We start from the raw sequence: 24,976 nt of genomic DNA, 5'->3' as shown, positions 1-24,976 counted from the left end.
AGAGAAAAAAATAAATACCTAAAAAATAAAGAAGATTAGCAGAATAAACAAATAATAACTATATTTGCGTCATATACGCTACAGTGGTAGTGCATTTTTTACATTATAGTAAAAGCGTTATTGAAGTTATCTTCCCATATCAAACTTCGCAACTTTGAATTGTGCTTGAAGATGATAACAACAACGCTCACGTCTGTGTTATATACATTCTTCTTATAAAAAGGAGATGCCTATACATATATAAGACGTGAGTGGCTGTTGTTTATCCAAGCACAAGGCATTGCGAAGGCCTGATATGGGGATAAACAGATACAGCAACTCACGTTTTTTTATGTTAAACCCTTATTTTTTATGTGTATGACAACAGACAATCAAACTATGTTGAAATTGCAACATTTTTTAAAAGCAACCTGCATGATGACAATAGCGCTGACTGCATTTGGATGCAGTGACGATGATCCGACAGAAAGTCCTCAAAAAGACATCACTGCCATTACAGCCTCTATCGAAGGGGTCAGTACCTACACACGCACTTCAATCACCGAAAGTGGAAAAGGAGTATGGAATAAGAATGATGCATTCGGCATATTCCACATTCCGACAGGTAAAAGCACTCCCAACATCACAAAGTTCACCTGCCCGAACGCAGACGGTACCAGTAGTAGTGTTACCTTTACCGGAAAATTAGAAGGCGGGGCAACCCCATCCTACGCCGTATATCCGCATCAAGACAAAATGTCGATAAATGAAACAACCGTTACGATGGAACTTCCGGAAGAACTCACCTATACCGAAGCAAGCAACGGTCCTATGTACGCCGATGCCTCAAGGCTTGAAAACGACCTTATTTTCAAGCACCTTACAGGATTGCTGAAACTCAAAACAGGCAGTAACGTACCTACCACAGCCAAAAAGTTCGTTATTACGGCCGACAAGGCTATCGCCGAAATCTGCAAAGCCGATTTAAAAGCAACCAATCCCATCCTGGCAATAGAAGCGACTGGTTCCAAAACCATAACCATCAACCTGAGACAAGCAGAGGCAGGATTACGAACCTTCTACATTCCTATCCCTGTAGGAACATACAGCGTACTTTCCGTCACACTGCAGAATGCCGACGGCACAGAAGCATATACGTCCAAAGAATGGAAAGACCTCACGATAGTACGCGCAGGAGTATATTCTGCCACTTTCGACTATACAGAAATCAACGCGAGCGACGGCAACATTAACGAGGCTATCATGGAAGCTATTCCTACTGACGACCAAGCCATCCCTGTGACCACTGACATAGAGATAACGGGAACTATTGATGCCGCCTCCACCCCCTCTATCGCCATTCCGGTATATGCCAATTCAAATGTGAATCTATCTCTGACCACTCCCCCGACAACGGCAAGCGGAACACTGGAGCTGAAAGATGCCAGCAACAGTACGGCAAGTCCGGCCACCGCAATCAACACCGTTACCGTTTCCATACCCAAAGTCGAAAACAGTACAGCCGCCCCCAACTTTACCATCACCATGCCCAAAACTACTGTAGTGCTGACCACAACTGAAACAAGTGAAGCCATCTACGGAAAAGTAATTGCCAAAACAGCAGCCAATACCTTAGTCATAGCGAAAGGTGTCACTGTAAACGAACTCGTTGTAGAAGGCGGCAATGTTAGAGTGGAAGGCAACATCAAAACCATCTCTAAAGCGGAAACCCTCACATCTCCGGTTTATATCATCAAGGAGGCAGGCGCAACACTTCCTCAAAACACAACGGGCTTTACAGTGATAGACGCAACTGCCTATGAAATGAAAGCAGCCTTAGCCAACGGTGAAAATTATATACTCACAGCCCATACCGACATCACAAACGCATGTATTATCGTACCCGAAAACAAGACCTCAACACTGGACTTGAACGGATATACCGTTACAGCAAGCAATAGCACCAACGAAAACGGTAGAATCACCATAAAAGGCAAACTTACTATCAAAGACAACAAAGGAAACGGAAAAATCATCGCTGGTGAGGATTATAAAGCCGGCAGTTACGATACCGGTATAATCAAGGTTTCCGGAGAAAATGCACACCTGACTATGGAAAGCGGTTATATCAATACTGTACGAAATGACGCTACCAATAAAGGACAATTCGGAATCGCCCTGACAGACGGCGGCGACTTCACCATGACAGGTGGCAAGATAGAAGCCGGCTGGTTCGCCTTAGCCGGTAATGGCAACGATAAGACACAAAACTCTGAAATCAAGATTGAAGGCGGTGAACTGATTTCTACAGCCGATTACGCCATTTATCTTCCCCAATCAGGTAAAACAATCATTTCCGGCGGCACTATCATCGGGGCATGCGGCGGCATCGGCATGCGTAACGGCTCATTGGAAATTAAAGGCAGCGCACAAATAACCTGCAGGAACAACGGTTCGACAGGTGACTGGAAAGATGGAACAGGCAATACCGGTAATGCGGTTATCTCCATCGGTAACGGCAAACAGAACACTTATGGCAATTGTGATGTGACTATCAGCGGTGGAACTTTCACCGCAAACGGAACTTCCCCGGTCCTCACTAAAAAGGCAGAATCCAAACACACAATCGATATCAGCGTCAACGGCGGCACATTCTCCGATATGAGTGTAATGGACTATGTACAAGATGGAGCCGATATAGACATAGCGCTTAATAATAATATAGAAATTACCAAACCCGCTTCATTGAATGCCAACGCAAAAATTTCCATAGACTTGAATGGGCATAATATTATCAATAAATCAGAAATCATACAAGATGGGATGCCTTATACCCAAATATTCATTGCAACCAATGGCATCCTGAATATTTCCGGCAACGGCAATGTCCAATGCGATGCATCCCAAACAGCAAATGAAGACGGTTACCGCATGACCGCCGAAGCCAGAAAAAACGGAGTGATCAACATTTACGGCGGTTCTTACTACAATACACAGAAAAAGAATACTCAAATAGACTTGATTTATGCACGTGAAAACGGAAAAATCAATATTTATGGTGGAACATTCGAATCAGCTAAATACGGTACGCCCGACAATGAGAATGGCAGATATTGGGTACTGAATATTCAAAATGCAAGCAAGGAAACCGCCGACATAAAAGTTTATGGAGGGACTTTCATCAATTTCAATCCTTTCAAGCCCAATATGGATGATAAGGAATCCTATATAGCCAACGGCTATGAAGTCATCCGGGATGGCAAAGTCTGTGAAGACATGCACAAAGTAAACGACGGAAGAAAAGAATATGTTGTCCGCAAAAAGGTACAATAAACAGCCGTAGCTTCCGATTAAAAAAAAGGATGTGCCAAAGTTGAAGAATATTTCTCCGGACTTTGACACATCCCTATTTAACTTAAAAAACTTTCTTAGAACAGCTTAGCCGGATATTCTCCCGCATCCACCAATGCCTTAATCTTATCGACTACGCTCTGACGGTCTTCCGGATAAGTCACCCCGAACCACTTGCTGTTCGTATCAAGCACTTCAACCGTAGCAGTACCGTCATTAATCAGTTTATCCACCATCAAAGGAATAAAGAATTCACTCTTCAGGTTCTCCATATTCTTCGAATCGCTGAGGAACGTCTTGAAGAATTCCTGACTGTAAGCGAAGTAATCGGGAGTAAAGCCCCAGAAATTCATACTGACCGGAGTTGTATCGGGAGTGGCAGTCCACTCACCGTTATCATCAATATATTTCACTTCACCGTCCATACGCTGAATTTTGGTACGTTCTACGACAGAAGTCAGCAGATTATTTGCATCAGTGCTGCAAAGGCCGCGAGACACCGTACCGCTTTCACTCAATGTATTGCCGATGCGGAATCCTACCATCGAATATACATTCTTGGAGCCTTCGGGAAGCTCAGACAGGAACTTGCCCATCACCTGGAAAGAATCACGACCGTAGAAGTCATCGCAATTGATAACGGCAAACGGTTCCTTTATCACATCGGCACCCATCATTACGGCATGGTTGGTTCCCCAAGGTTTGGTACGGTCGGCCGGACACGTAAATCCTTCGGGAAGTGCATCCAGTTCCTGGAACACCAATTCGCACGGGATATGACCTTCGTATTTGGATATGATTTTATCGCGGAAGTCTTGTTCAAAATCTTTACGGATAACAAAAACGAGCTTACCGAATCCGGCCTTGATAGCATCGTAAATAGAATAATCCATAATAGTTTCGCCATTAGGCCCCAGTCCGTCCAATTGCTTCAGGCCACCATAGCGGCTGCCCATGCCGGCTGCCAATAAGAATAAAGTTGGTTTCATATTAGTTATTATTTAAAAAGGTTAGTGTATCATGGTTGATAACAGGCACAAAAGTAGTAAAATTTATATCAGAAAAAGGAAGATTTCAGTCCATTCTTTTCCATAATCGTACAAAACTCCGCCTCAATGGCAGATACTTCTACTTTTAGTTTGCTTATTAGCCACAATTCTTCACTATTGTCAGCCCCAAACCCACAGTTTGCCTTAGAACGGATAACCGATAGCGAAATGCAAGGCAAGACTGTCCTTGAACTTGGGAATATTATAGTATCCCGACTTACCGGTATCATACGGATCGTGCAACCCCACTCCACAATCCAGACGGAAAACCAGAAAGTCCATATCATAACGCAAACCGGCTCCCGTACCCAAAGCTATCTGTCTGGCAAAGTTCTTTAAAGTGAACTCGCCGCCTGGACGGGACTCATCCTTACGCATCAGCCACACATTACCGGCATCCAAGAATACGGCTCCATGCAAATCTCCGATAATGCGGAAGCGGTATTCAACATTAGCTTCCATACGTATATCACCCACATGATTGATGAAAGAATACTTATTTTCCTTATCCGGAGCATAACTGCCCGGACCTATGCTACGTGCAGAAAAAGCACGCACACTGTTGGCGCCACCGATATAGAACTGTTCGGTATAAGGAGCCGCCAACGCATTTCCGTATGACCATATCACGCCGCCGGCAATGCGCGAGGCAATCATCTGGTTCTTGTCTATCTTATAATGATAGCGGAATTCGCTGTTTACCTTCAGGAACTGTGCAAAAGGAACACCCAGCAGCTTTTTGTCCTTCTCCTTGAACGACTTTCCGAAAATACGATAAATGCACGAAGTAAGGTTACCAGCCGAGCTCACTGTCGTCTGCCACCAGATAGGATTGCGCACACCTGGCAAAGATGCGTTGTCGTAGGTGTACATATACTCAAAGACCGGAATAAACTGGTCGCGCAGGCTGACGTAGAGTGCAGGATTCTCCGCCTGCAACTCCTTGAAGGCTTCCGTAGGGTCGCGAAGTACGTTGAACGTGAGTTTGAACGGTGTAAAACTATGCTTGCTCGTACGCTTCGGCTGGAAATCGTATGTAGCGTTTCCGCCAAACGCCAGCAGTTTATAATACTTGGCACGGTTCAACTGGTCGATGTACAGTTTGAAAGTCGTAGTGGCCGGAAAGTCATACTCCTTGTCGCCAAAGCGAGGGAAGACCACGCGCGGAAACATAAGCGAGGTAGACAACCCCACTTCATAACTGTTCATCAGCGAAGAACGGTCTTTACCCGTCTGCCACTCATACGAACCGTCCAACTTTACATTCCATGCCTCACCGCCGCCAAACACATTGTTCTTCGTTACGGTGAACGAAGCTCCCGGTCCGGTCTGGTTATTGCTTTTCATCTTTACGTTGAAGTCCAGTTCGGCATCATAAGGCTTGTCGAGTGCCGCATGAATATTCACATCCAGCGTATCGCACACGAATGTCGTATCACGCGGGGTGTACTGCATCTCAAGATAACGGAAGATGCCTACATTGTTCAAACGTTCCTGCACGCGGGTCTGGCGATAAAGGCTGTAAAGACTCTGCATGGAGCGTCTGCGGGAAATACCCGTACTGTCCTGCACCTGACGTTTCTGACGATACGCCTGATAGTTCAGCCATCTGTAAATCATATTGGGACGTACCCGCAGCTTATCGTGATAATAGAAGCGAAGGCCTTTGTAGTCGATACTGTCATTAGGGGTCTGTCCCTGCTTGCCATACAGATAAAAAGCTTTCTTGCCTACATAAAACGGTTTCTCGGCAACGGAAGGCATGCCGGGAGCAGGAACCATGCGCATGGCAACATGTCCGCCGGGCACTAAGGTCGTATCCGCCTGATAAGTCAGATAATCGGGACGGAAATAATAGCACCCTACATTGCGCAACAAAGTACTGATACGGGTACGTTCTCCGTCGAGGTCGGTCACGTTGAACTGTTCTCCCGGACTGATAAGCGAACGGCGCCGGCTCATATTCATAATGCGCAAGGTACGCTCACTGAAACCGTGATAATAAACCGTATCGATAAAATAAGGGTTGCGCATATCCACCGTATATTGCAGCTTTGCTTTCAAAGAATCCTTCGGATCGATGAACGTTTTATAGCTGACCGTTCCGTTAAAGTAGCCGTAATCGCGCAATAAATTGGCGGCCGCCTTCTGCCGGATATCGGGATTGACAGTGGACATCAGTACGGGCTTTGCCGCAAAGCGGTTGAATATCCACCTGCCAAAGCCTTTCTCATATTTCACAAAGCCATTGTAAATCCATAACCCCATAGGAAAAGGTATGCGAATAGTGGAACTACCCAGCAAAGAATTGTTCGGAGCAGTGGCAAGCGCCGCTTCAACCTCTTCCATGGCAGTCTCGCCTACCGGAGTGGTACTGCGGTTCTCGACAATCATCTTTTTTTGTCCCGTATACAGAATTTCACCTTCCGGCAAATGCTTGGTTGTGGAACATCCTGCCAGCAACAGTATGCCCGCCATATATACTATCAGTCGTTTCATATCATTCTACAGTTTGCTTCTTCTTTTTCCTGAAGATAAAAAGTTCGCCCAGGCGGTCCATTTTGCGACGAAGCACAAGACCGACTCCGGTTTCCGTTATTTCCCCGTCGAGCACACTCTCGTAGTTCTTGTCATAGAACACACGGACATAGCGCGTACCGGACGTATCAAGGCGGTACTCAAGCGAAATATTGTCGATAAACGATTCCGCATCATTCGTGGCATTGGCGCCGGTTGTCACCTTACCGCCGATGACAATCTGCACACGGTCGTTGAAAAGACGCTGCGAATAGCGGAAGCTATAATCCGTCTGCTTGTCACCCGTTTCGGCTGACGTACGGTCTTCCATACCCATAGTGAAACTTGCGTTGATGCTTTGGAAAGCCGAGCCTGCCAATGAGTTGATCTGACTTTGGATAACACTGTTCAAAGCACTGCCCATAGACAATCCGCCGCCTTTGACACCACTGTTCATATAAACACCGGTCGCCAGCATGGCAATGGCCTGTTTGCTGCGCTCCTCGGCTCCCATAGCCTGCAACTCATTCTCAATGGTGGCATCATCCGGCGCCGTTATATCGAAAATAAGTTCGGGAGCGTCAAGGCGATTCTTTATAGCTATGGACACATCGAAATTCACCACGCGCGAACCACCGTCGTCACCATCGGCTACCGAAGCGCGCATACGCTCCGTCGCTTTCAGGTTCAGCGTCGGGTTCATCGGATCGCCTCGCCAGTCCACATAACTGCCGTTGTTAATCTGGAATTCCTTCAACGGAATGATAGGAAGCGAATACTTCATAATTCCGCCCGAAAGTGTATAACGTCCGGTAAGGCTTATATCGCCTTGCGGAGTATACTGCATGTTCAAATCTCCGCCGCCTTCCAATTCAATGAATTTACTGCGGTCGGGACTTAAATCGGCGCGCAGGCGCACGGCATTGTCGATATGTACGGACATAATCATATCCATACCGCCCAAAGACATGGCGGGAGCCTCATCAGTGCCCACCGAAGCCGTATCGGCAAAAGAAGTAAAGGTTACCAAACCCTCAAGGCGGTCTTCCACCGTCAACGGTGAGTCCGTCAGTACATAGGTAACATCCGTATTGCCCAGCAGGTTCATGTTACCGCGCATGGTCAGGGCATCCAAAGGCCCTCGTACCGTAGCGTTCAAATCGACAAATATCTTGCCGTAGATAAGACTTTCGCGGGTGCGAGGTGCATCCAGCAGCGTATAGTTCTCCGCCAGCAACTTCAAGTCCGCCGTAGGACGTTCCAAATTGCGGAAGTCCACCTTGCCGTTAATGGTAAACGGATTCTTGCTGGTGGTATAAATGGCAAACTTATCAAATATCAGTTGGTTATCCTTAATCTGCACGGGACGGTCGTCAAACCAGTAGCGGGCCCCTGCCTGACGGGCATATACCGATACGCTGTCCAGCGTGATATCTCCGTGCATCCTGGGTTTCTCCAACGGTCCGTAGATGTACATCCCGCCATCGAGGTCGCCGGTAAAGGAGATCATTTGGTCGGGCACAAAAGCATTGGCAATCTTCATCGGGAAGTGTTCAAAAGAGGTAGTCACTTCCAGCGTGTCCTTTCCGTTCTTCTTTGTCAGTATGCCGTCGGCAGTCATCACTTCCCGGTTGTCATAACTGAAATATGTATTCAGATAATGCGTAGCGCCCTTATCGCCCGGCAGCCATGTGGCTCCCATACCGATGTCTCCTACATGCTGCCGCTCATAGGTCAGTTCATCGATATTGGCTTCGGCTGAAACCTGCAAGGAAGTAGGGGTCTGTATATACTGCGCCTCGGCAGAGAACAAGCCGGTGAGACGGGGCATATAAGGAAGCACCTCGCTCAGTTCGCCCAGTTGGAAACGGCTCAACTCCACGTTCATATTCTGCAATGAAATGCTGTCGTTCTTGTCCGACTGCATACGGAAGCCCAAACCGTTGTCACTATCCATATCGATATTGGCATAGACGCGCATGTTGTTATGCAGATATATCCAATTGCTGTTGTCTACGAAATGGAACTTACGGTATGCGATAACCGGTTCGGCAGGCGTCAGATTAAGCAATACTCCGTTGCCTTTGCCATGTCCCTCCGTCAGCGGGCGGGCATTGACGCCGAACAGCACTCCCGTCTGTCCTTTTCCGTCCACATAATTCACGGTCAGTTCGGCATCTTCACTGCGAATCTCACCGGTCAGCGTACTGCGGAATACGAACTGCGGATTCTTCGGTCCGTTAATCACCCCGCTTTGCAGCATCATCCGGGAAGTATCCTGCTTCACGGCAAAGAAAACCGTATCGAGCTGCAACGAGTCCACACGCAATCCGTGAACGGCGGTCCGTCCGTTGATGCCCCGTGCCGGCGTACTTCCGAAACGAAGGGTGAAGTCATTGAAACTTATGTTTTTTGTTTTCAGGAAATAGCTGACCGGATTGGCCTGCCCAGCCGTCAACTTCATGCCCGCCGAGGGCAATACCTGCCGCAAGGCGGCATGGTCAAGGCGTCTTTCCTCTATCTGTTTCGTCAGAATGGCTACGAACTTGTCCGACTGCCCCAACAACTCCTCCAACGTGCTGCGGGCACGGAACTGCAAATCCATATCGCCGGCATCCATCCGCAACTTAATGGAATCGCGACGCGCTTCCGCTCCCAGATTGAACGCAACGGGATGTTCCAAAGGTTCGGATGCGATTCCCAGATTATACAAGTCCAGTTCCTCTACTTTCATGTTCAGTCTGCCGTCCATATATTTACGGTCGAGACGAAGGTCAGCTTCAGACTGCATCTTCAACAGTTCATTATCGCTCGTCAACCGTACAGAAGCTACCGCAGATTTCAACCCCGCATTCAGGTTCACACCCGACAGATTCCAGCGAGCATATTGCAGTTCGTCCAGTTTGGCTTCCACAAGAGCCGTCGTCTGACGGGAAGTCATATCCACTCCCCTGCCTTTGGCGGCAACATGCGCAGTAAGTGCATAAACAGAATCTTTGGGCAGGAAATGATGAAGCTGCAAGGCATCTATGGCGAGGTCTGCATGATAGACCTCGGTAGACAGGTTGTAAGCGGCATCCAGATTCAGATTGCCTTTGCCCTCCTGCACTTTGAGCAGGGCATTGCATTGAGGCCCGTCGAGCCCGAGACGCGCTACGAGGTTCATACTGTCGGGCACAACGATAGAGCCGTCGGGAGTGACCCCGGTAAGCCCGGTGAGGAAATTAAGGTCTTGCGTCTGCATCTCAAAGTCAAGCCCTCCGCTACGCTTCAGGCTATCCGTAAGGTTCCACAACTCACCGCCGCCGCTCAATGAGAAAGCGCCGGGAAGTTCGGCCATGAAACGGGAAATCTGCATCTGTTTCAGATTGCCTTCCGTACCGGCATGGATTACCAACGGGCGGAAAGGATAAGCCTCTTTAAAAGTTTCGGGCAGTCCGCCGGCAAAGAGCAATACATCCTGCTTGCCGATATTGGCGTTAAAGCGGGCGGACAACTGTCCGGTAGTGGGTATATCGACAAGTTTCCAATAGGTCTGCGCCGTCAGGTTCATCTCGCTGTGCGGGGTCTTGAGCTGCAAATAGGGAACACGGATAACGGCTGAGTCGGCAAAGAGGCGTCCGGTCAGGGAAGTCACCGTCAGCCCGGAACGGTCGTACATGGAGAACTCTCGGATAACGGCATTCATGTCACGGCCGCAGGTCATCACCGAATCTATGCCGATACGGATATCGCGCAATGCGATGTGCGAAGCGTCAAAGCCCTCGGCAGGAACGGCTGTACCTGTATCGTAATTCACGGAAGTCCCCATAAGGGCAAACTTACGCCAGCCATAGAACTGCCGCTTGAGGTCGGCTTCGGCATCCTCTATGCTTGCATCCCCGATAGTGGCTGCCAGCGACATGGAGTCGAGCGGCATCTGCAAATCCACCGACACATTCTTCAGTTTCAGGTTATGCAATGCTACGCGCCAGTTCAAGGCGGTTTCGGTGGTATCCTCCGGAGTTTCGGTAGTGTCGGCAAGCATCACCTGCACGTGGGTATCGCTCAGTTCCACCCGGTTCAGTACGGCATCCTCTTTATTCAGGTCTATGCCGTGACTGGCAAGGAAGAACCGTCCGAGCGTACCCTTTATGCGCATGCCTTCCAGCAGGCCGGAAGAGTTTACGGCCACCCGTTGCAAAGTGATGTCATCCACCTCTACCCTTCCTTTCAATAAGGGCCATGCCTGTACGCGGACGTTCAGGCTTCCGAGGTTCAGCAAGGTATCGGGGTGTTGGATATCAGTAGTATCGCTTCCCGGCTGCACTACCTGAACACCGCGTACAAGCAGGTTCAACGGAAAACGAAGGTCTATCCGCTCTACGGAGATATTCATGCCCGTAGCATCCGATGCTATTGCCGTGGCCTGCTTCCGTATAAAATTCTGTACGGGCGGCACGTAAAGCAATATCATCAATATTACAAATAGGATAATAGGAGTAAGAAGCACCCAAAGTGCCCCTCTTAACCATTTTCTTCTCATTGGAACGTCAAGCTGTCATCGATTAATTCGTACAAAGTAAACAATTAATTTTGAGATAAAGTTCCTAATAAAAGAAAAATACTATGTTGCGCCGGTGTTTACGACCACTTATACCGCAATTGCTTACTCTAATCCGCCCGTGTCTGCAAGCGGATAATGTCCTCGATAAGAGCAAGCGAACGCAGTGCCCGCTGCCTCTGCCCGGCTGTAAAAGGAGTACCGCGCAAGCCTTCCAGTATTTTAAGCTCCGCCACCAGTTCCGTAGCGCCAATCAGCGTAAAGAGAGGAATCATCTTGTGCGAAACGGCCGCCACCTCGTCCATATCCGCCGCATCCGCCGCCTTTTGCAAACGTTCGGCATTGAGGCGGGTTTCGGTAACGAAACTCTCCATAATGGACTTTGCCGCCTCCGGGTCGTCACCGGAGAAAGCAGTGAGTGCTGAGAAATCATAAGGAGCATCCGGCGATGAAGCCTCAACCGTCTCCGCTGCTACTTCGCTCCGCACGGCAGATGTTTGTCCGATACCTTCCGCATTCAGTTCCCGGAACAGTTCCGCCACCGTAAACGGTTTGTGCAGGCAGCCGGCAAAGCCATATTCCTTGAACTCTTCCGGCTTCATATCGCTACGGGCGGTAACGGCTATCACGGGAATGGCCTGCGCTTGGGGCAGGTTCGATGCACGCAACAGTTTCAACAGGTCGAAACCGTTGATGGCAGGCATCTGTACATCGGTGAGCAACACATCAAAGGTATCGGAACGCAGGGCATCCAGCAATTCGTCCAATTGCATGCACGATACCGAAGCGATGCCGCTATGCTGGAGCATGGCTGCGGTAAGCGTAAGCTGAATGCGGTCGTCGTCAATCAGCAGCACACGGAGCGAAGGTTGTGAAGAAGCGGGCATGCTCTCTGAAAGAGCGGAAGAAATTCCGGTTTCCGTCTCCTGATATTTCTCGCCGGTATCCTCCGATACCTGTACGGGGAACAAGGGAACACGCAGCGTAAATGTACTTCCCTTGCCCGGCACACTGTCCACGTCAATCGTTCCTTCCAGCAACAGCACAAGCATGCGCACAATAGACAAACCGAGTCCGAAGCCCTCTTTGCCCTGTGCACCGGGAAGGCGGGTAAACTCCTGGAAAATCCGCTCCCTGTCCGCCGGTTCCATACCTTTGCCCGTATCGGCAATGGCCACCACCAGCCGGCGTTCCTCGTAACGCGCCGTCATCGTTATGCTCCCCTCGTCCGCAAACTTCACTGCATTGGACAGCAGGTTGTTGATAATCTGGCGGAGACGGAGCGGGTCGCAGATGTAAGTACTCTCCAGTTCGGGAGCAATATCGCAATGCAACTCCAGGCCTTTGGCAGAAGTCAGCGGTTCAAAACTGACGTGAATCTCTTCCAGCAAGCGGGCGGGATGGAAGGTGACCCGGTTTATCTCCGCCTTATGAAGGTCGAGCCTGTGGAAATCGAGCAAATCGACCACCAGCTTCAGCAGATGTTCCGATGAGGTTTTCATATTATCCAGGTAGAAGCGTTGCCGTTCGTCCACCGTCAGACGGGAGAGCAGGTCGGCATAGCCCATGATGGAGCCGAGCGGCGCCTTAAAGTCGTGGGTGATGGCAAGCATCATCTTCTCGCGCGTGGCCAGCAGGTCCTCGGCACGGCGGCGGGCTTCTTCCAGTTCGCGGCGATAGCGGTTGCTGCGCGTAATGTCGCGCCCTATGATTATCAGGAAAAAGACGGAAAGCAGCACCGCACCGACGGCAATGCCGCTGATTGTCTTAATGGAGTGATGGCGTACGGACTGCTGGTACTCCGCCTCTTTGCGGGCACGCTGCAGGGTTTCCTGTTCGTAGCCTTTCAGCAGACTGTCGATACGGGCGGTCAGCATCCGGTCCATGCGTTGCAAGGTACGCCTGCGGCGCTGTACAATCGCAATGTGCTCCTTCTGCTGTTGTGCCACGGCACGCAGCTTTTCCTGCAGGGAATCCACCGGATTATACACGTTAATCACCGTATCCGTGGCATATTCGAGGGAAGTCTTTACCTGAATGGCGGTATCTTTCTTAGGCGGCACGAACACCTCTCCCAAACGGCGGAAGAATCCTTTCTTCCTGGGCTTGGTAACCACCGTGTCGCGATGCGTAATGATGCGCTGCTGTACGCGCTGGTTTGTCACAAACGAATCCTGCCGGGTAGCGATAATATTTTCTATCTCCCGGGTAGAGACCATGCTGTCGTTCGTCTCGCTCAACACGCGCAGCATGTAAATAGTGTTCGCATCCTTCTTCCGAAGAAGCGTAATGAGACTGTCCGTCCACTGCACGTCCCGGTTATCGGAAAGCATAAGATGCTCCATCTCCCGGTGCACAAAGAACAGGGAAAAGAACAACACTCCCAGCAGCAGAGTGTATCCGACAGCTATCTTTACTTTCGATACACTATTCATAAACAGGTAATAAAAGAGTTATGGAGCGACAGGGTGACAAAGCATCGCCCCATGCATCATCTCGTCCTCGTTTTATAGCGGAAGCGCAGCCACAGCATCACCCCGGCACTGGTCAGACCGAACGGGAAAGCCATCCACACGCCGACCAGTCCCCAGCCCAGTACAAAACCGCAAAAATATCCTACGGGCAAAGATATAATAAAATAAGAAATAAATGCAATAACCATCATCGGCTTTACATCCGATATGCCCCGCAGCGCATTGGCAAAGTTGATTTGCAGTCCGTCGCCAAACTGATAAATCAAGAAAGGGAAGAACAAAGAGGCTACCAGCGCCGAAGCCTCTGCGCTATCCGTAAACCAGCCGCCCACCTGTCCGCGCATCACAAAAACGATGCTCATAAGCACTACTTCCATAGCCATTATCAGATGGAAACCCGCAAATGTGGAGCGGCGTACATTCTCCATATCGTCTTGCCCCTTGAAATTGCTGACACGCACCGCCACCGCTGCACCCATACCGTAGTACATCATAAACGTGAATTGCGAGATGGTCAGCATTATCTGATGGGATGCCAAAGCGATAGTGCCCAGCCAGCCCACCATGATGGCGCTAAGGCTGAAAGAGGCCGTCTCCATTCCCATCTGCAAACCGACAGGCCAGCCCAGTGCATTGAGTTTCTTGAACACCGGAAACGACCATCCCATGCGGGAGAACCCGATCCGGTAGCGGATAAAGCGGCGACCGCGCAGCACAATCAACGCAAACACCACCACCATCATAATACGCGAGAACAACGTACTGATGCCTGCTCCCAGCAACCCCAGCTCTGGGAAGCCCAGTTTGCCGTTGATAAGGATATAGTTGCCTATGATGTTCAGCGTATTTCCGCCCAACAATATCCACATGGCGGTCTTCGTATCTGTGATTCCGTCCGTAAACTGCTTGAAGCCGTTGAACAGCATCACGAAAACCAGCGAAGCAAGCAATACCAGGTAATAAGGTTTTATCAAAGGCATCAGTTCCTCGGGCTGCCCCAGGCGCTCCACGTTGAAGTAGACCACCGTCATGATAAACGTAAGGAGCAATGCCACCAGGACATTCGCCACCAAACTGCAACGCAACGCCTGCCCCGCTTCCGCAAAACGGCGGTTGCCGTAAAGACTGCCCACGATAGGCGTCAGCCCGTAACTGAAACCGGTACTGAAAATGATGCAAAGCGTAAATACATTGTTTACGAAAGAAGCTGCACCCAACTCCTCGGTACTGTGATGCCCGATCATCAGAGTATCGGCAAAACCGAGAATAATTACTCCCACCTGTCCGATAACAATGGGAAGTCCCAAAAATATCAACGCTTTATAATGCTGCTTATAGCCGGCTATCCAATTCATCATCTTATTGTCTAAAATTTGTTTCAAAGGGAGAAACCATTGTTCCCCTGACGGGAAACCAGAATTTCCTTAGTAAGAAACCAAAGTTTCCCTAATGGGAAACGGGAGTTCCCCCGACGGGAAACGGGAGTTTCCTCAATGGGAAACTGAAGCTTCCTCAACGGGAAACCGAAGCTTCCTCAACAAGGAAACCGAAGTTTCCTTAACAGGGAACTTTCGTTTCGTCAAACGGCGCCCTTCCCCTCCTGAAAAGAGACGAAAAACGCTCCCTTTGACTGTCATTTATCACTCTTATAATATAATACTACGGCATTGCTTTCGCAGAAAGTACGCTGCGCCACAGTATGCAACTGCTCCGTCGTAACGGAGCGATAACGCTCTACTTCAAGGTCAATATCTTCCGCCTTTCCCGTCAGCTCGAACCAGGCAAGGTTTGTGGCCACGTTCAGATAGTTGATATTGCCGAATATCTGGGTAGATTCAAACTTGTTCTTAACCTTCTCCAGTTCCTGCCCGTCTACCGGAGACCGCTGCAACTCTTCCAGTTCTTTACGGACGGCAGCTTCCGCCTGCTCCAACGACACACCTGCCGCAGGCTTACCGCTGATTTGCAGCAGACCCGCATCACGCGTACCGCTGATGTACGCATCGATACCGGAAAAGATATTCTGTTCCTGTACCAAGCGGCGGTTCAAACGGCTGGAACGTCCGTTGCTGAGAATATCGGACAGAATATCGAATGCGTAATAATCCGCACCCTCGCGACTGCACATGTGATAGCCCATGAACAAGGCGTCCAGCGGCACGTTTCTTTCTACCGTCAGCCGGCGTTCCTGCGTTTGCTCCGGCTCCTGCGGCAATTGCCTCACCGGAACGTCCCGCCGGGGTATGGGAGCAAACCACTTCTCGGTAAGCTTAACGGTTTCATCCCATGAAATGTTTCCCGTCACTGCCAGCACGGCATTGTTCGGAGCATAGAAACGGTAGAAGAAACTCTTTACCTCGTCCAGCGTGGCTTGCTCTATGTGCGAGAGTTCCTTGCCGATAGTAGGCCAGCGGTACGGATGCACCCGGAATGCCAGCGGCCGGAACAGATGCCCCACATCGCCATACGGCTGGTTAAGGCAGCGTTGCTTGAACTCTTCCATCACTACACCGCGTTGCACTTCGAGGCTTTGCTCGCTGAAAGCCAGCTCCAGCATACGGTCGGACTCCAGCCAAAAGGCAGTCTCTACGTTCGGCTTCGGAACGGTGAGGTAGTAATTGGTAATGTCATTATTGGTCCAGGCATTGTTTTCTCCCCCCGCCAACTGCAAAGGCGTATCGTAATCGGGAATATGCGCCGAACCGCCGAACATCAGATGCTCGAACAAATGGGCAAAGCCGGTATGCTCGGGATGCTCGTCGCGCGCACCGACATCGTAAACGATGTTCAGCGCCACCATCTGCGTGCTGGTATCCTCGTAGTGTACCAGCCGCAGGCCGTTGGGGAAACAATGCTTATTTATCTTCATACTTGTGTGACAGAGCGAGGCTCTCTTCCCAAAGGTTTGACGCAATTTTGTTTATCAGTCAATCACAGTCACCTTCTCAATCTTCACATCCTCTTCCGGACGGTCGCTGCGGTCTGTCTTTACCTGTTGTATCTTATCTACCACATCCATGCCTTCAACGACTTCGCCGAACACGGTATATTCGCCGTCCAGATGCGGCGTGCCGCCTACAGTGGTATATGCCTTTACCTGTTCCGGCGTGAAACGGAACTCCGGTTCGCCGGCCACCTGAGCCTCAGCCTGCGCGATAAGCGTGTCCTGCAGATTCATCAGCCCTTCCTGGTCACCGTCCTTACGCATCTTGTAGATTTCCTTCATGTGCTTCTGCGCCAAAGCATTGAAAGCATTGTTCAGGCGTGCCTGGTTCATCTGATGTTCCATGCCGAGAAGCGTAGAATCGTTATACACCTTTCCGGTCACGATATAGAACTGACAACCGGACGATTCCTTCTTCGGGTTTACGTTATCTCCCTGACGGGCGGCAGACAGCGCACCTTTCTTATGGAAGTATTTCGGGTAGACAAACTCCGCAGGAACAGTGTATCCCACATCGCCCGCTCCCAGCATCTTGCCTTTCGGGGCATTCTTCGATTCGGGGTCGCCCGCCTGTATCATGAAGTCCTTGATGACACGGTGAAACAGCGTACCTTCATAAGTACCTTCCTCGGCCAGCTTGATAAAGTTATCGCGATGCTTCGGCGTTTCGTTATACAGTTTCACGATGATGTCACCCGCACTTGTCTCAATCTTCAACTTCGTTTCTTTTTCCATATTTCCGTCTTTCTTTTGTCCCGGTTTGCAGGCCGTCAGGCCGCATACCAGTATGGTTAATAATACAATGAGATTTCTTTTCATCTGTCTTTTTGTTTAATTTAAGCCTGCAAATATACTAAAATCGGACAAAACGATTTACCTTTGTGCCATAAAAGAGATAAAAAGCAGAAGGGATGAAATCCATATTAATCGTAGAAGATGATATCACTTACGGCATGATATTGAAAACATGGCTTGGCAAAAAAGGATTCCAAGTCAGTTCGGCAAGCAGTATAGCCCGTGCCCAGAAGCATATCGAAGCCGAGACGGTGGACCTGATACTGTCCGACTTGCGCCTGCCCGACCGCGACGGCATAGATTTGCTGAAGTGGCTGGGAGAACATTCCCTGCACATCCCTCTTATCATCATGACGGGCTATGCCGACATACAGTCTGCCGTGCAAGCCATGAAACTGGGCGCATGCGACTACATTGCAAAACCCGTAAACCCCGACGAGTTATTGAAGAAAATGGATGAAGCCCTGAAGTCCTCATCCGTTGCTTCGGAACAGACCATCCGTTCGACCCAAACAGACCATGCGTTCGACCCAAACAGACCGTCTGTTTCGTCCAAACAGACCATGCGTTCCGAAAGCAATGGAAATCCCTGCCGGAAAGGTGCAGAGAACGCTTCATCCGACTACCTGGAAGGCGAAAGCGATGCCGCCAGGCAACTTTATAATTATGTGAACCTGGTTTCTCCCACCAACATGTCCGTCCTCATCAACGGGGCCAGCGGAACAGGCAAGGAGTATGTGGCGCAACGCATCCATAAGTTGAGCCGCCGCGCCAAACAACCGTTCATAGCCATTGACTGCGGAGCTATCCCCAAAGAGCTGGCGGCTTCCGAATTCTTCGGCCATGTAAAAGGTTCCTTTACCGGTGCGCTGACCGACAAGACGGGCGCGTTCGTTGCTGCCAACGGCGGCACTATCTTTTTGGATGAAATAGGCAACCTCAGCTACGAGGTGCAGATACAATTGCTCCGCGCCCTGCAGGAACGTAAAATACGTCCTGTCGGCTCCAACAAGGAGATACAGGTAGACGTGCGCTTAGTGTCCGCCACCAATGAGAATCTAGAACAGGCCATCGAGAAAGGGACTTTCCGCGAGGATCTCTACCACCGCATCAATGAGTTTACCCTGCGTATGCCGCAACTGAAAGACCGCCGCGAGGATATCCTGCTCTTTGCAAACTTCTTCCTGGACCAGGCAAACCGCGAACTGGACAAGCACCTCATCGGCTTTGACGAAAAGGCATCCAAAGCTTTATTGGAATATCAATGGCCGGGCAACCTGCGCCAGATGAAGAACATCGTCCGGCGTGCCACCCTTTTGGCGCAAGACAAGCTCATCACCCTGAACGAGCTTAGCGAACTGAAGAGTCCGGTAGCCCCATCCGCAGCAGGTATGCCTCTCCGTAACGAAGAGACCGAGAAGCAGCAGATAATCGAAGCCTTGAAGCAGACGGGATATAACAAAAGCCGCGCCGCCCAACTGCTGGGGATAGACAGAAAGACACTTTACAACAAACTTAAATTATATGGAATAGAGTTATAACTGTGGAAAAACTCCACACTCTATTCCACACTTTCCACACCGCTTCCACACATCTTCACACCCCTGCGCACCTTCACAGTAAAAATAGCGTGCTAATCTGCAATGACTTACCGTTTCCACCCTCACTCTGGCACGTCATTTGATATATATACTGTGTGAAGTTTAACTCCACAACATCAAAGTAGAATCTACCTAAACCAAAACCGAATAAATATATTAACCTAATTAAAAACAAGTAAAAAACAAAAAACTAGTATTAGTAGCAGCCCTGTTTATGTTTGTTTGTGACGGATCGTTCTTGGCCTGAGCACAGATGCAAACGGCCAAGAGCATCCATTTCACAACTTCATGTGCCGAATAATAGTAAGCACACTGACAACAAAAAAGCCGTTTCCTCCTTGTCTATTCCGGGAAACGGCTTTTTGTCGTAATAAAGTAGTGAGGAGCTTTTTCCTCTTATCTTGGTATCCTACCAATGTCTTTCCGGGTAAAGGTCGTTCCACCATGCCGGACTATCCTGCAGCCAACGTGCAAACCATGCCATGATAGAGTTGTGCCACAACTCGCGCTTGGGATAATCACTGATGAAATGATTCTCGCCGTCCACCGTTATGAACTCAACCGGCTTACCCAATATCTTCAAGGCATTGTACAACTGAATACTCTCGCCGATAGGCACATTCGTATCCACCGTACCATGCAACAGCAACAACGGGGTCTTGATTTTATCCGCATTGAACAATGCTCCGTGTTTGGTAAACAAATCGGGATTATTCCACGGATAGCTTCCGGCAGCGGCAACGGAGTTGTAGGAATAGCCCCAATAGCCCTCGCCCCAGTAACTGGTCACGTTACTGATGCCCGCATGCGAAACGGCAGCGGCAAACAAATCCGTCTTGGTCTGCAAGTACATCGTCATAAAACCGCCATAGGATGCTCCGATACAGCCGATACGCTTGTCGTTGACAAACGGATGCGCAGCGCAGAACTTCTTCGTTCCCTCGATGATTTCATCGGCAGTGCGTTCTCCCCACGCATTGACATGACGGGCGGAAAACTCCTGACCGTAACCGATAGCCCCGCTGGGCTGGATAACATAAACCACATAATCGCGTGATGCAAACAATTGCGCACAATAAGGCGAAGTGATGCCGCGTGTGGTAGGTGTAGTCCCGCCGTAGTAATAAACGATAAGCGGATATTTCCTGTTCGGGTCGAAAGCCGGCGGCAGGCATATCATACCTTTAATCTCCGTACCGTCTTCCGCCGTGAAGTTCCACTCCTTCATTGTACCCATATCTATCCTGTCCAAAACGGACTTCATCGGATTGGCAAGCAAAACGGATGTTTTCTTCTTCACATCATACGTATAGGCAACTCCCACACTGGCATTGCCACCACCGACATAGGCGGCAACCGCAGGATTGTACTCCGCCAGGTCGAAGGAAGAAATCACATCTTCCTGAAGCGGCAGCATTTCAAAACTCTCCGTCTTCGGCACATAGCGATAGATATGTCTGCAATCTTCGTCTGTTGTATTAAAGTAGATACAACCGTCTACACGGTTCCACTGCAGGAAGTCGACGGCAGGATTGAAATCGCGCGTGATGGGATTAACCTTTTTCGTGGCCTTGTCCACAATGAATGCCTGAGTATCGAAATCATTGGCGATGGGATGCTCGCCGCAGTTTTTCCCTATTCCGTCAAAAGCCATCGGACTGCCGATTACCAAAAGCTGTCCGCCGTCGGGAGAGTAAGCCGCCCTGTTTACATAAGGATCCCACGCCACCAGCGTATCCGCCTGCAACGTAGCCAAATCCAGCTCGAAGATGGAAGTAAGCGAGAAAGGACATTGAGTGATATTCGATTTAGAGGTGGAGCACAAGAGTTTCTTGCCGTCAGAGGATATATCATTCAAATAAACGGCATGGCTGCCGTAAGTGAGACGTTCGGAAAGTCCGGTGACAGGGTCGTACCTAACGAGATAGTTGCGGGAACGCGCATCGGGAATCCGGTCGTCGGGATGCAGCAGCCGCTTCAAAGGACCGCCTACCGCTTCTCCCTTATCATCCGGAGAGTAGATAAGATAGTCTTCTGCAGGCGACCATGCAAAATACCCCTCGGGAACATCTTTCAGCAACACTTCCTCACGCATGGTAGCAGGGTCGAACACAACCAAATCATTCCGTTGTCTGCCCGTTACGGTATAATAAAGCTTATTGCTGCGGGGCATCCAACGCATTTTCTCATCGGCAGCGGGCAGTATCACCCTGCCCGTCTTCAGTTCGGTCAGTTCACAACGTGTCCTTGAGCGCTTCAACGAGTAGTTATCCGCATAGCAGGCAAGCAGATATTTGCCGTTCGGAGAGAGACTGACCGAGCGCACGCGACTTCCGAAAGCCGTATTGTGCAATGCGAAACGTCTTTTCAAATCGGGTGCGAGCCGGTAACCTACATCGGCAAACTCCTTATCTTTCTCAAACTCGCACTTCAATACGGGAACAGCCTTATCGGCAGCCGTCGACAACAATTTAACGACTATCTCATAATCCGTTTCCGGCTCCAGACGCAGACTGAGTACCGAAGGAGCAACCTGCGACAAGCTATCTTCCGCAGTTGTTTTAGACTGTTTGGAAACGCCATTCACAAACACCTCGAAACGCGCGGGAGAGTAAATATTCAACTTTCCTTTCATAAAGCGTTCCGCACGCAGATGGGTGGCAAACAGATAGAACAGATTATCCTTATCTGCTTTCTCCACCCGTACATATCCTGCGGTATCCGCCGTGATACGTTCGTAAGGACGCCCGTCGAAGTCAAGACTGATATCGGTTTTCAACAAAGCATCGGCCGTGAACTTCTCCCCAGTAAAATTGATACTGTCACCCTAGAGCGGAGTACGCACCGCAACGGCAGGACGTACATTGTATTCGGTCACTTTATCCTGTGCCCGAACTGCAAGCGCAACAAGGAGGGACAGTCCCGAAAGAATCAGAATCTTTTTCATTGAATTTGTTATTAACAGATTATCAAACCATTTCAAAGCCATTCCATAGATTACCGGCAGGGACAGGGGCTTCCACCTCTATCAGTTTCTTGGATACCGGATGTACAAAGCGCACAAAGCGCGCATGCAGGCAAATGCTTCCGTCGGGATTGGAACGGGGAGAACCGTACTTCAAATCTCCCTTAATGGGACAGCCCATTTTTGCCAACTGACAGCGTATCTGATGATGCCGCCCCGTTTTCAGGTCTATTTCCAGCAGATAATAGTTCTGCGACCGGGCTATGAGCCGATAATGCAAAATCGCTTTCTTGCTGTTCGGCACTTCCTTATCGTAGGCATAGCTCTTGTTTTGCTTCTCATTACGTACCAAATAGTTCACCAACTCACCCTCTGACTCCCGAGGGCGGTTCTTCACCACTGCCCAATAGGTTTTCTTCACCTCACTGTTCCTGAACATCTCGTTCAGACGGGCAAGTGCCTTACTCGTTTTGGCAAAAACAACAAGACCGCTTACGGGGCGGTCCAAACGGTGTGTAACACCTATAAAGACATTGCCGGGCTTTTGGTATTTCTCCTTAAGATACAGCTTTACGGTTTCCGAAAGCGGCGTATCACCCGTCTTGTCTCCCTGAACTATCTCGGAAGCGGTCTTGTTGACTATAATGATATGATTGTCTTCGTATACGACAGTCATTTATTTAGCGATTAGTGATTAGCGATTAGTGATTAAAAAACTGAGGTTAGCGGCTGGCAATTCTCACTAATCACTAACCGCTGACCGTTAATCACTATTTTACATGTTCATACCACCGTCTACCTGAATTACCTGTCCTGATACATAAGAAGACATATCAGAAGCCAGGAAGGTAGCAATATTGGCAACGTCTTCGGGAGTACCGCCACGACGCAAAGGTATCTTCTTGCACCATTCGGCTTTTACTTCTTCGGACAGCGCATCCGTCATAGCCGTCATAATGAAGCCCGGAGCAATAGCGTTGGCACGGATGCCGCGAGAGCCCAGTTCTTGTGCGATAGACTTTGCCAATGCAATCATACCGGCCTTAGAAGCAGAGTAGTTTGCCTGGCCTGCATTACCGTGAACACCTACTACAGAAGCCATATTGATAATGCTGCCGGCTTTCTGGCGCATCATAATCGGAGTACAAGCGTGAATGAAGTTGAAAGCCGATTTCAAGTTCACGTTGATAACCATATCCCATTGCTGTTCGGTCATGCGCATCATCAGACCGTCACGGGTGATACCTGCGTTGTTTACCAGAATATCAATGCGACCGAAATCTGCATGGATAGCCTCCACCACTTTGGCAGTATCTTCAAAGCTGGCTGCATTGGAAGCATACGCTTTGGCCTTTACGCCCAACGTTTCGATTTCTTTAGCTGTAGCTTCAGCATTTTCGTCAATCACCAGGTCAGTGAATGCTATATTAGCTCCTTCTTGAGCGAACTTTAAAGCGATAGCCTTACCAATGCCGCGAGCGGCGCCAGTTACAATGGCTGTTTTTCCGTCTAATAATCCCATACTGTTTTTAATTATTGATTAAATGTTTTTATGTTCTATGCAATGCGCCAAACACGAGGTTGACAACGTATTTGTCGCGGGTTTCATCATCCAACTTTGCACCGATATGGCCGCGGATATAAGGTACCTCAATCCCTTTTACGCAATAATGCACCAACTCGGCAGTCATGTCAATATCGTCTATTCTGAACACGCCTTTCTCCACTCCTTCGCGCAATACATCTTTGAACAGCAGTATCTCCTTGGCATCAAAACGCTTACGTACCTTCTCTACCCGCCAAATGTCGCGAAAGAAATTAGCCCGGAGCGTCCCATTACGGAATACCACCTCTTTCACTGCATCCAGACGCGTGTATATCATTTCAATCATCTTCTCGTCCGGCGATATATTCTTCTCCGCCACACGCTTCATCATGTCCGAAAGCATATCCAGTTCCGATTCGACAACAGCCATATAAATATCTTCCTTGCTCTTAAAATAGGTATAAAGCGTTCTCCTACCTTTTTTAGAAGCGAGGGCAATATCATTCATCGTGGTATTCTCAACACCCATTTTAGCAAACAACTGACGGGCTACATCCACTAATTTAGCTTTTGTCTTCGATACGGCCATAGACTAATTGCACATTGCTTAATAATTTGTGCAAAAGTAAGACATTTCCGCATATATCACAAACAAAAGCACATTTTATTAACAATCAAGCCAATTAGCAAATAAAAATATTTGTATTTTATCAGCCTATTTATCAACCGATTATGTATATTAGTGCATTTCTTATGAAAAATAAGCCGGCTTTTATTTGCAAATTCAAATAAAAGCCGTACCTTTGCACTCACAAAACATCGCGGAGTGGAGCAGTTGGTAGCTCGTTGGGCTCATAACCCAAAGGTCGTCTGTTCGAGTCAGGCCTCCGCAACTAAAAAAAGATCGCTGATTCAGCGGTCTTTTTTTAGTTTATCCTCGTACAGACATAGGGTGGGTCAACGTAACAATCTGAGGGATTTTATATTTAAGCATATAATTTAGCAAGTCTATATAAGAAAAAAGCTCTATCTCTTACTCCTCTGAACTGTGCTCTAAATGCTTTGATTTTAGCATTGAATGACTCTGCTGCGCCATTGGTTGCCCTCCTTTCAAAAAAATTGATTATATCCAGATAATGTGTTTGTATAGAACGTGCGACCCTTCCAAAGGTGAGGAACCCTGATTTATCTACTTCATCATACCACCTTGCC

General features: G+C 49.0%; 13 protein-coding genes, 1 tRNA gene and 1 pseudogene. 3 read left to right on the top strand and 12 right to left on the bottom strand.

Features of this window, described 5'->3' with window-relative positions:
- Nucleotides 1-414 precede the first annotated feature (414 nt).
- Nucleotides 415-3,312, top strand: coding sequence for a fimbrillin family protein (locus H8S52_RS11325; RefSeq protein WP_186909847.1), 2,898 nt, complete (start codon nt 415-417; stop codon nt 3,310-3,312).
- 95 nt (nt 3,313-3,407) lie between these two features.
- Here the strand turns inward: H8S52_RS11325 and H8S52_RS11320 are convergent, their stop codons facing one another.
- The 7 genes from H8S52_RS11320 to H8S52_RS11290 all read right to left on the bottom strand — a co-directional run bounded on the left by H8S52_RS11320 (nt 3,408) and on the right by H8S52_RS11290 (nt 17,676).
- Entirely contained in the window at nt 3,408-4,319 is a 912-nt protein-coding gene (locus tag H8S52_RS11320; RefSeq protein WP_005652298.1) for a hypothetical protein, read from the bottom strand.
- Between the two features lie 204 nt (nt 4,320-4,523).
- Nucleotides 4,524-6,878 (bottom strand): BamA/TamA family outer membrane protein, encoded by a 2,355-nt coding sequence (locus tag H8S52_RS11315; protein WP_186909846.1) that lies wholly within the window; start codon nt 6,876-6,878, stop codon nt 4,524-4,526.
- A gap of 1 nt (nt 6,879) precedes the next feature.
- Nucleotides 6,880-11,421, bottom strand: a complete 4,542-nt coding sequence (locus H8S52_RS11310) for a translocation/assembly module TamB domain-containing protein (protein WP_186909845.1) — start codon at nt 11,419-11,421, stop codon at nt 6,880-6,882.
- A 128-nt stretch (nt 11,422-11,549) separates the two neighbouring features.
- Complete coding sequence (locus H8S52_RS11305) at nt 11,550-13,874, bottom strand: hybrid sensor histidine kinase/response regulator (RefSeq protein ID WP_186909844.1); 2,325 nt, start codon at nt 13,872-13,874, stop codon at nt 11,550-11,552.
- A gap of 56 nt (nt 13,875-13,930) precedes the next feature.
- A complete protein-coding gene (locus H8S52_RS11300) occupies nt 13,931-15,271 on the bottom strand; it encodes an MATE family efflux transporter (RefSeq protein ID WP_005652303.1) in 1,341 nt (446 codons plus the stop codon).
- 275 nt (nt 15,272-15,546) lie between these two features.
- Nucleotides 15,547-16,782 carry a pitrilysin family protein gene (locus tag H8S52_RS11295; protein ID WP_005652310.1) on the bottom strand — a complete coding sequence of 412 codons (1,236 nt, stop codon included), beginning with the start codon at nt 16,780-16,782 and terminating at the stop codon, nt 15,547-15,549.
- Nucleotides 16,783-16,836: 54 nt separating this feature from the next.
- On the bottom strand, nt 16,837-17,676 hold the full coding sequence (locus H8S52_RS11290) for a peptidylprolyl isomerase (RefSeq protein ID WP_016660763.1): 840 nt from the start codon (nt 17,674-17,676) through the stop codon (nt 16,837-16,839).
- A 92-nt stretch (nt 17,677-17,768) separates the two neighbouring features.
- On the opposite strand from H8S52_RS11290, the gene H8S52_RS11285 reads away from it, so the two are divergent.
- Nucleotides 17,769-19,193 (top strand): sigma-54 dependent transcriptional regulator, encoded by a 1,425-nt coding sequence (locus H8S52_RS11285; RefSeq protein WP_022104732.1) that lies wholly within the window; start codon nt 17,769-17,771, stop codon nt 19,191-19,193.
- A 469-nt stretch (nt 19,194-19,662) separates the two neighbouring features.
- Here H8S52_RS11285 and H8S52_RS11280 read toward each other — a convergent pair.
- The 4 genes and pseudogenes from H8S52_RS11280 to H8S52_RS11265 all read right to left on the bottom strand — a co-directional run bounded on the left by H8S52_RS11280 (nt 19,663) and on the right by H8S52_RS11265 (nt 24,353).
- A pseudogene (locus H8S52_RS11280) lies at nt 19,663-22,200 on the bottom strand (prolyl oligopeptidase family serine peptidase).
- A gap of 22 nt (nt 22,201-22,222) precedes the next feature.
- Nucleotides 22,223-22,894: an RluA family pseudouridine synthase gene (locus H8S52_RS11275; RefSeq protein WP_005652323.1), complete on the bottom strand. Its 672-nt coding sequence runs from the start codon at nt 22,892-22,894 to the stop codon at nt 22,223-22,225.
- A gap of 99 nt (nt 22,895-22,993) precedes the next feature.
- On the bottom strand, nt 22,994-23,740 hold the full coding sequence (fabG, locus tag H8S52_RS11270; RefSeq protein ID WP_005652328.1) for a 3-oxoacyl-[acyl-carrier-protein] reductase: 747 nt from the start codon (nt 23,738-23,740) through the stop codon (nt 22,994-22,996).
- A gap of 28 nt (nt 23,741-23,768) precedes the next feature.
- The gene (locus H8S52_RS11265) at nt 23,769-24,353 is read right to left on the bottom strand and encodes a TetR/AcrR family transcriptional regulator (RefSeq protein WP_004288944.1); all 585 of its coding nucleotides are present in this window, start codon (nt 24,351-24,353) and stop codon (nt 23,769-23,771) included.
- 231 nt (nt 24,354-24,584) lie between these two features.
- Here H8S52_RS11265 and H8S52_RS11260 point away from each other — a divergent pair.
- A tRNA-Met gene (locus H8S52_RS11260) sits at nt 24,585-24,657 on the top strand.
- A 93-nt stretch (nt 24,658-24,750) separates the two neighbouring features.
- Here the strand turns inward: H8S52_RS11260 and H8S52_RS11255 are convergent.
- Nucleotides 24,751-24,976 (bottom strand): transposase (locus tag H8S52_RS11255; RefSeq protein WP_186909843.1); only part of this gene is annotated, 226 nt, incomplete at its 5' end.

Origin of the sequence: Bacteroides sp. NSJ-48, assembly GCF_014287405.1 — a bacterium.
GTDB lineage: Bacteria > Bacteroidota > Bacteroidia > Bacteroidales > Bacteroidaceae > Bacteroides > Bacteroides stercoris.
The sequence above is the reverse complement of the archived record's forward strand: the minus strand, read 5'-3'. Positions and strand labels throughout refer to the sequence as shown.

Excerpts from the sequence above, each read along its gene's own strand:
- H8S52_RS11325 (WP_186909847.1), top strand. The coding sequence starts at position 415 with ATGATGACAATAGCGCTGACTGCATTTGGATGCAGTGACGATGATCCG.
- H8S52_RS11320 (WP_005652298.1), bottom strand. The coding sequence starts at position 4,319 with ATGAAACCAACTTTATTCTTATTGGCAGCCGGCATGGGCAGCCGCTAT.
- H8S52_RS11315 (WP_186909846.1), bottom strand. The coding sequence starts at position 6,878 with ATGAAACGACTGATAGTATATATGGCGGGCATACTGTTGCTGGCAGGA.
- H8S52_RS11310 (WP_186909845.1), bottom strand. The coding sequence starts at position 11,421 with ATGAGAAGAAAATGGTTAAGAGGGGCACTTTGGGTGCTTCTTACTCCT.
- H8S52_RS11305 (WP_186909844.1), bottom strand. The coding sequence starts at position 13,874 with ATGAATAGTGTATCGAAAGTAAAGATAGCTGTCGGATACACTCTGCTG.
- H8S52_RS11300 (WP_005652303.1), bottom strand. The coding sequence starts at position 15,271 with ATGATGAATTGGATAGCCGGCTATAAGCAGCATTATAAAGCGTTGATA.
- H8S52_RS11295 (WP_005652310.1), bottom strand. The coding sequence starts at position 16,782 with ATGAAGATAAATAAGCATTGTTTCCCCAACGGCCTGCGGCTGGTACAC.
- H8S52_RS11290 (WP_016660763.1), bottom strand. The coding sequence starts at position 17,676 with ATGAAAAGAAATCTCATTGTATTATTAACCATACTGGTATGCGGCCTG.
- H8S52_RS11285 (WP_022104732.1), top strand. The coding sequence starts at position 17,769 with ATGAAATCCATATTAATCGTAGAAGATGATATCACTTACGGCATGATA.
- H8S52_RS11275 (WP_005652323.1), bottom strand. The coding sequence starts at position 22,894 with ATGACTGTCGTATACGAAGACAATCATATCATTATAGTCAACAAGACC.
- fabG (WP_005652328.1), bottom strand. The coding sequence starts at position 23,740 with ATGGGATTATTAGACGGAAAAACAGCCATTGTAACTGGCGCCGCTCGC.
- H8S52_RS11265 (WP_004288944.1), bottom strand. The coding sequence starts at position 24,353 with ATGGCCGTATCGAAGACAAAAGCTAAATTAGTGGATGTAGCCCGTCAG.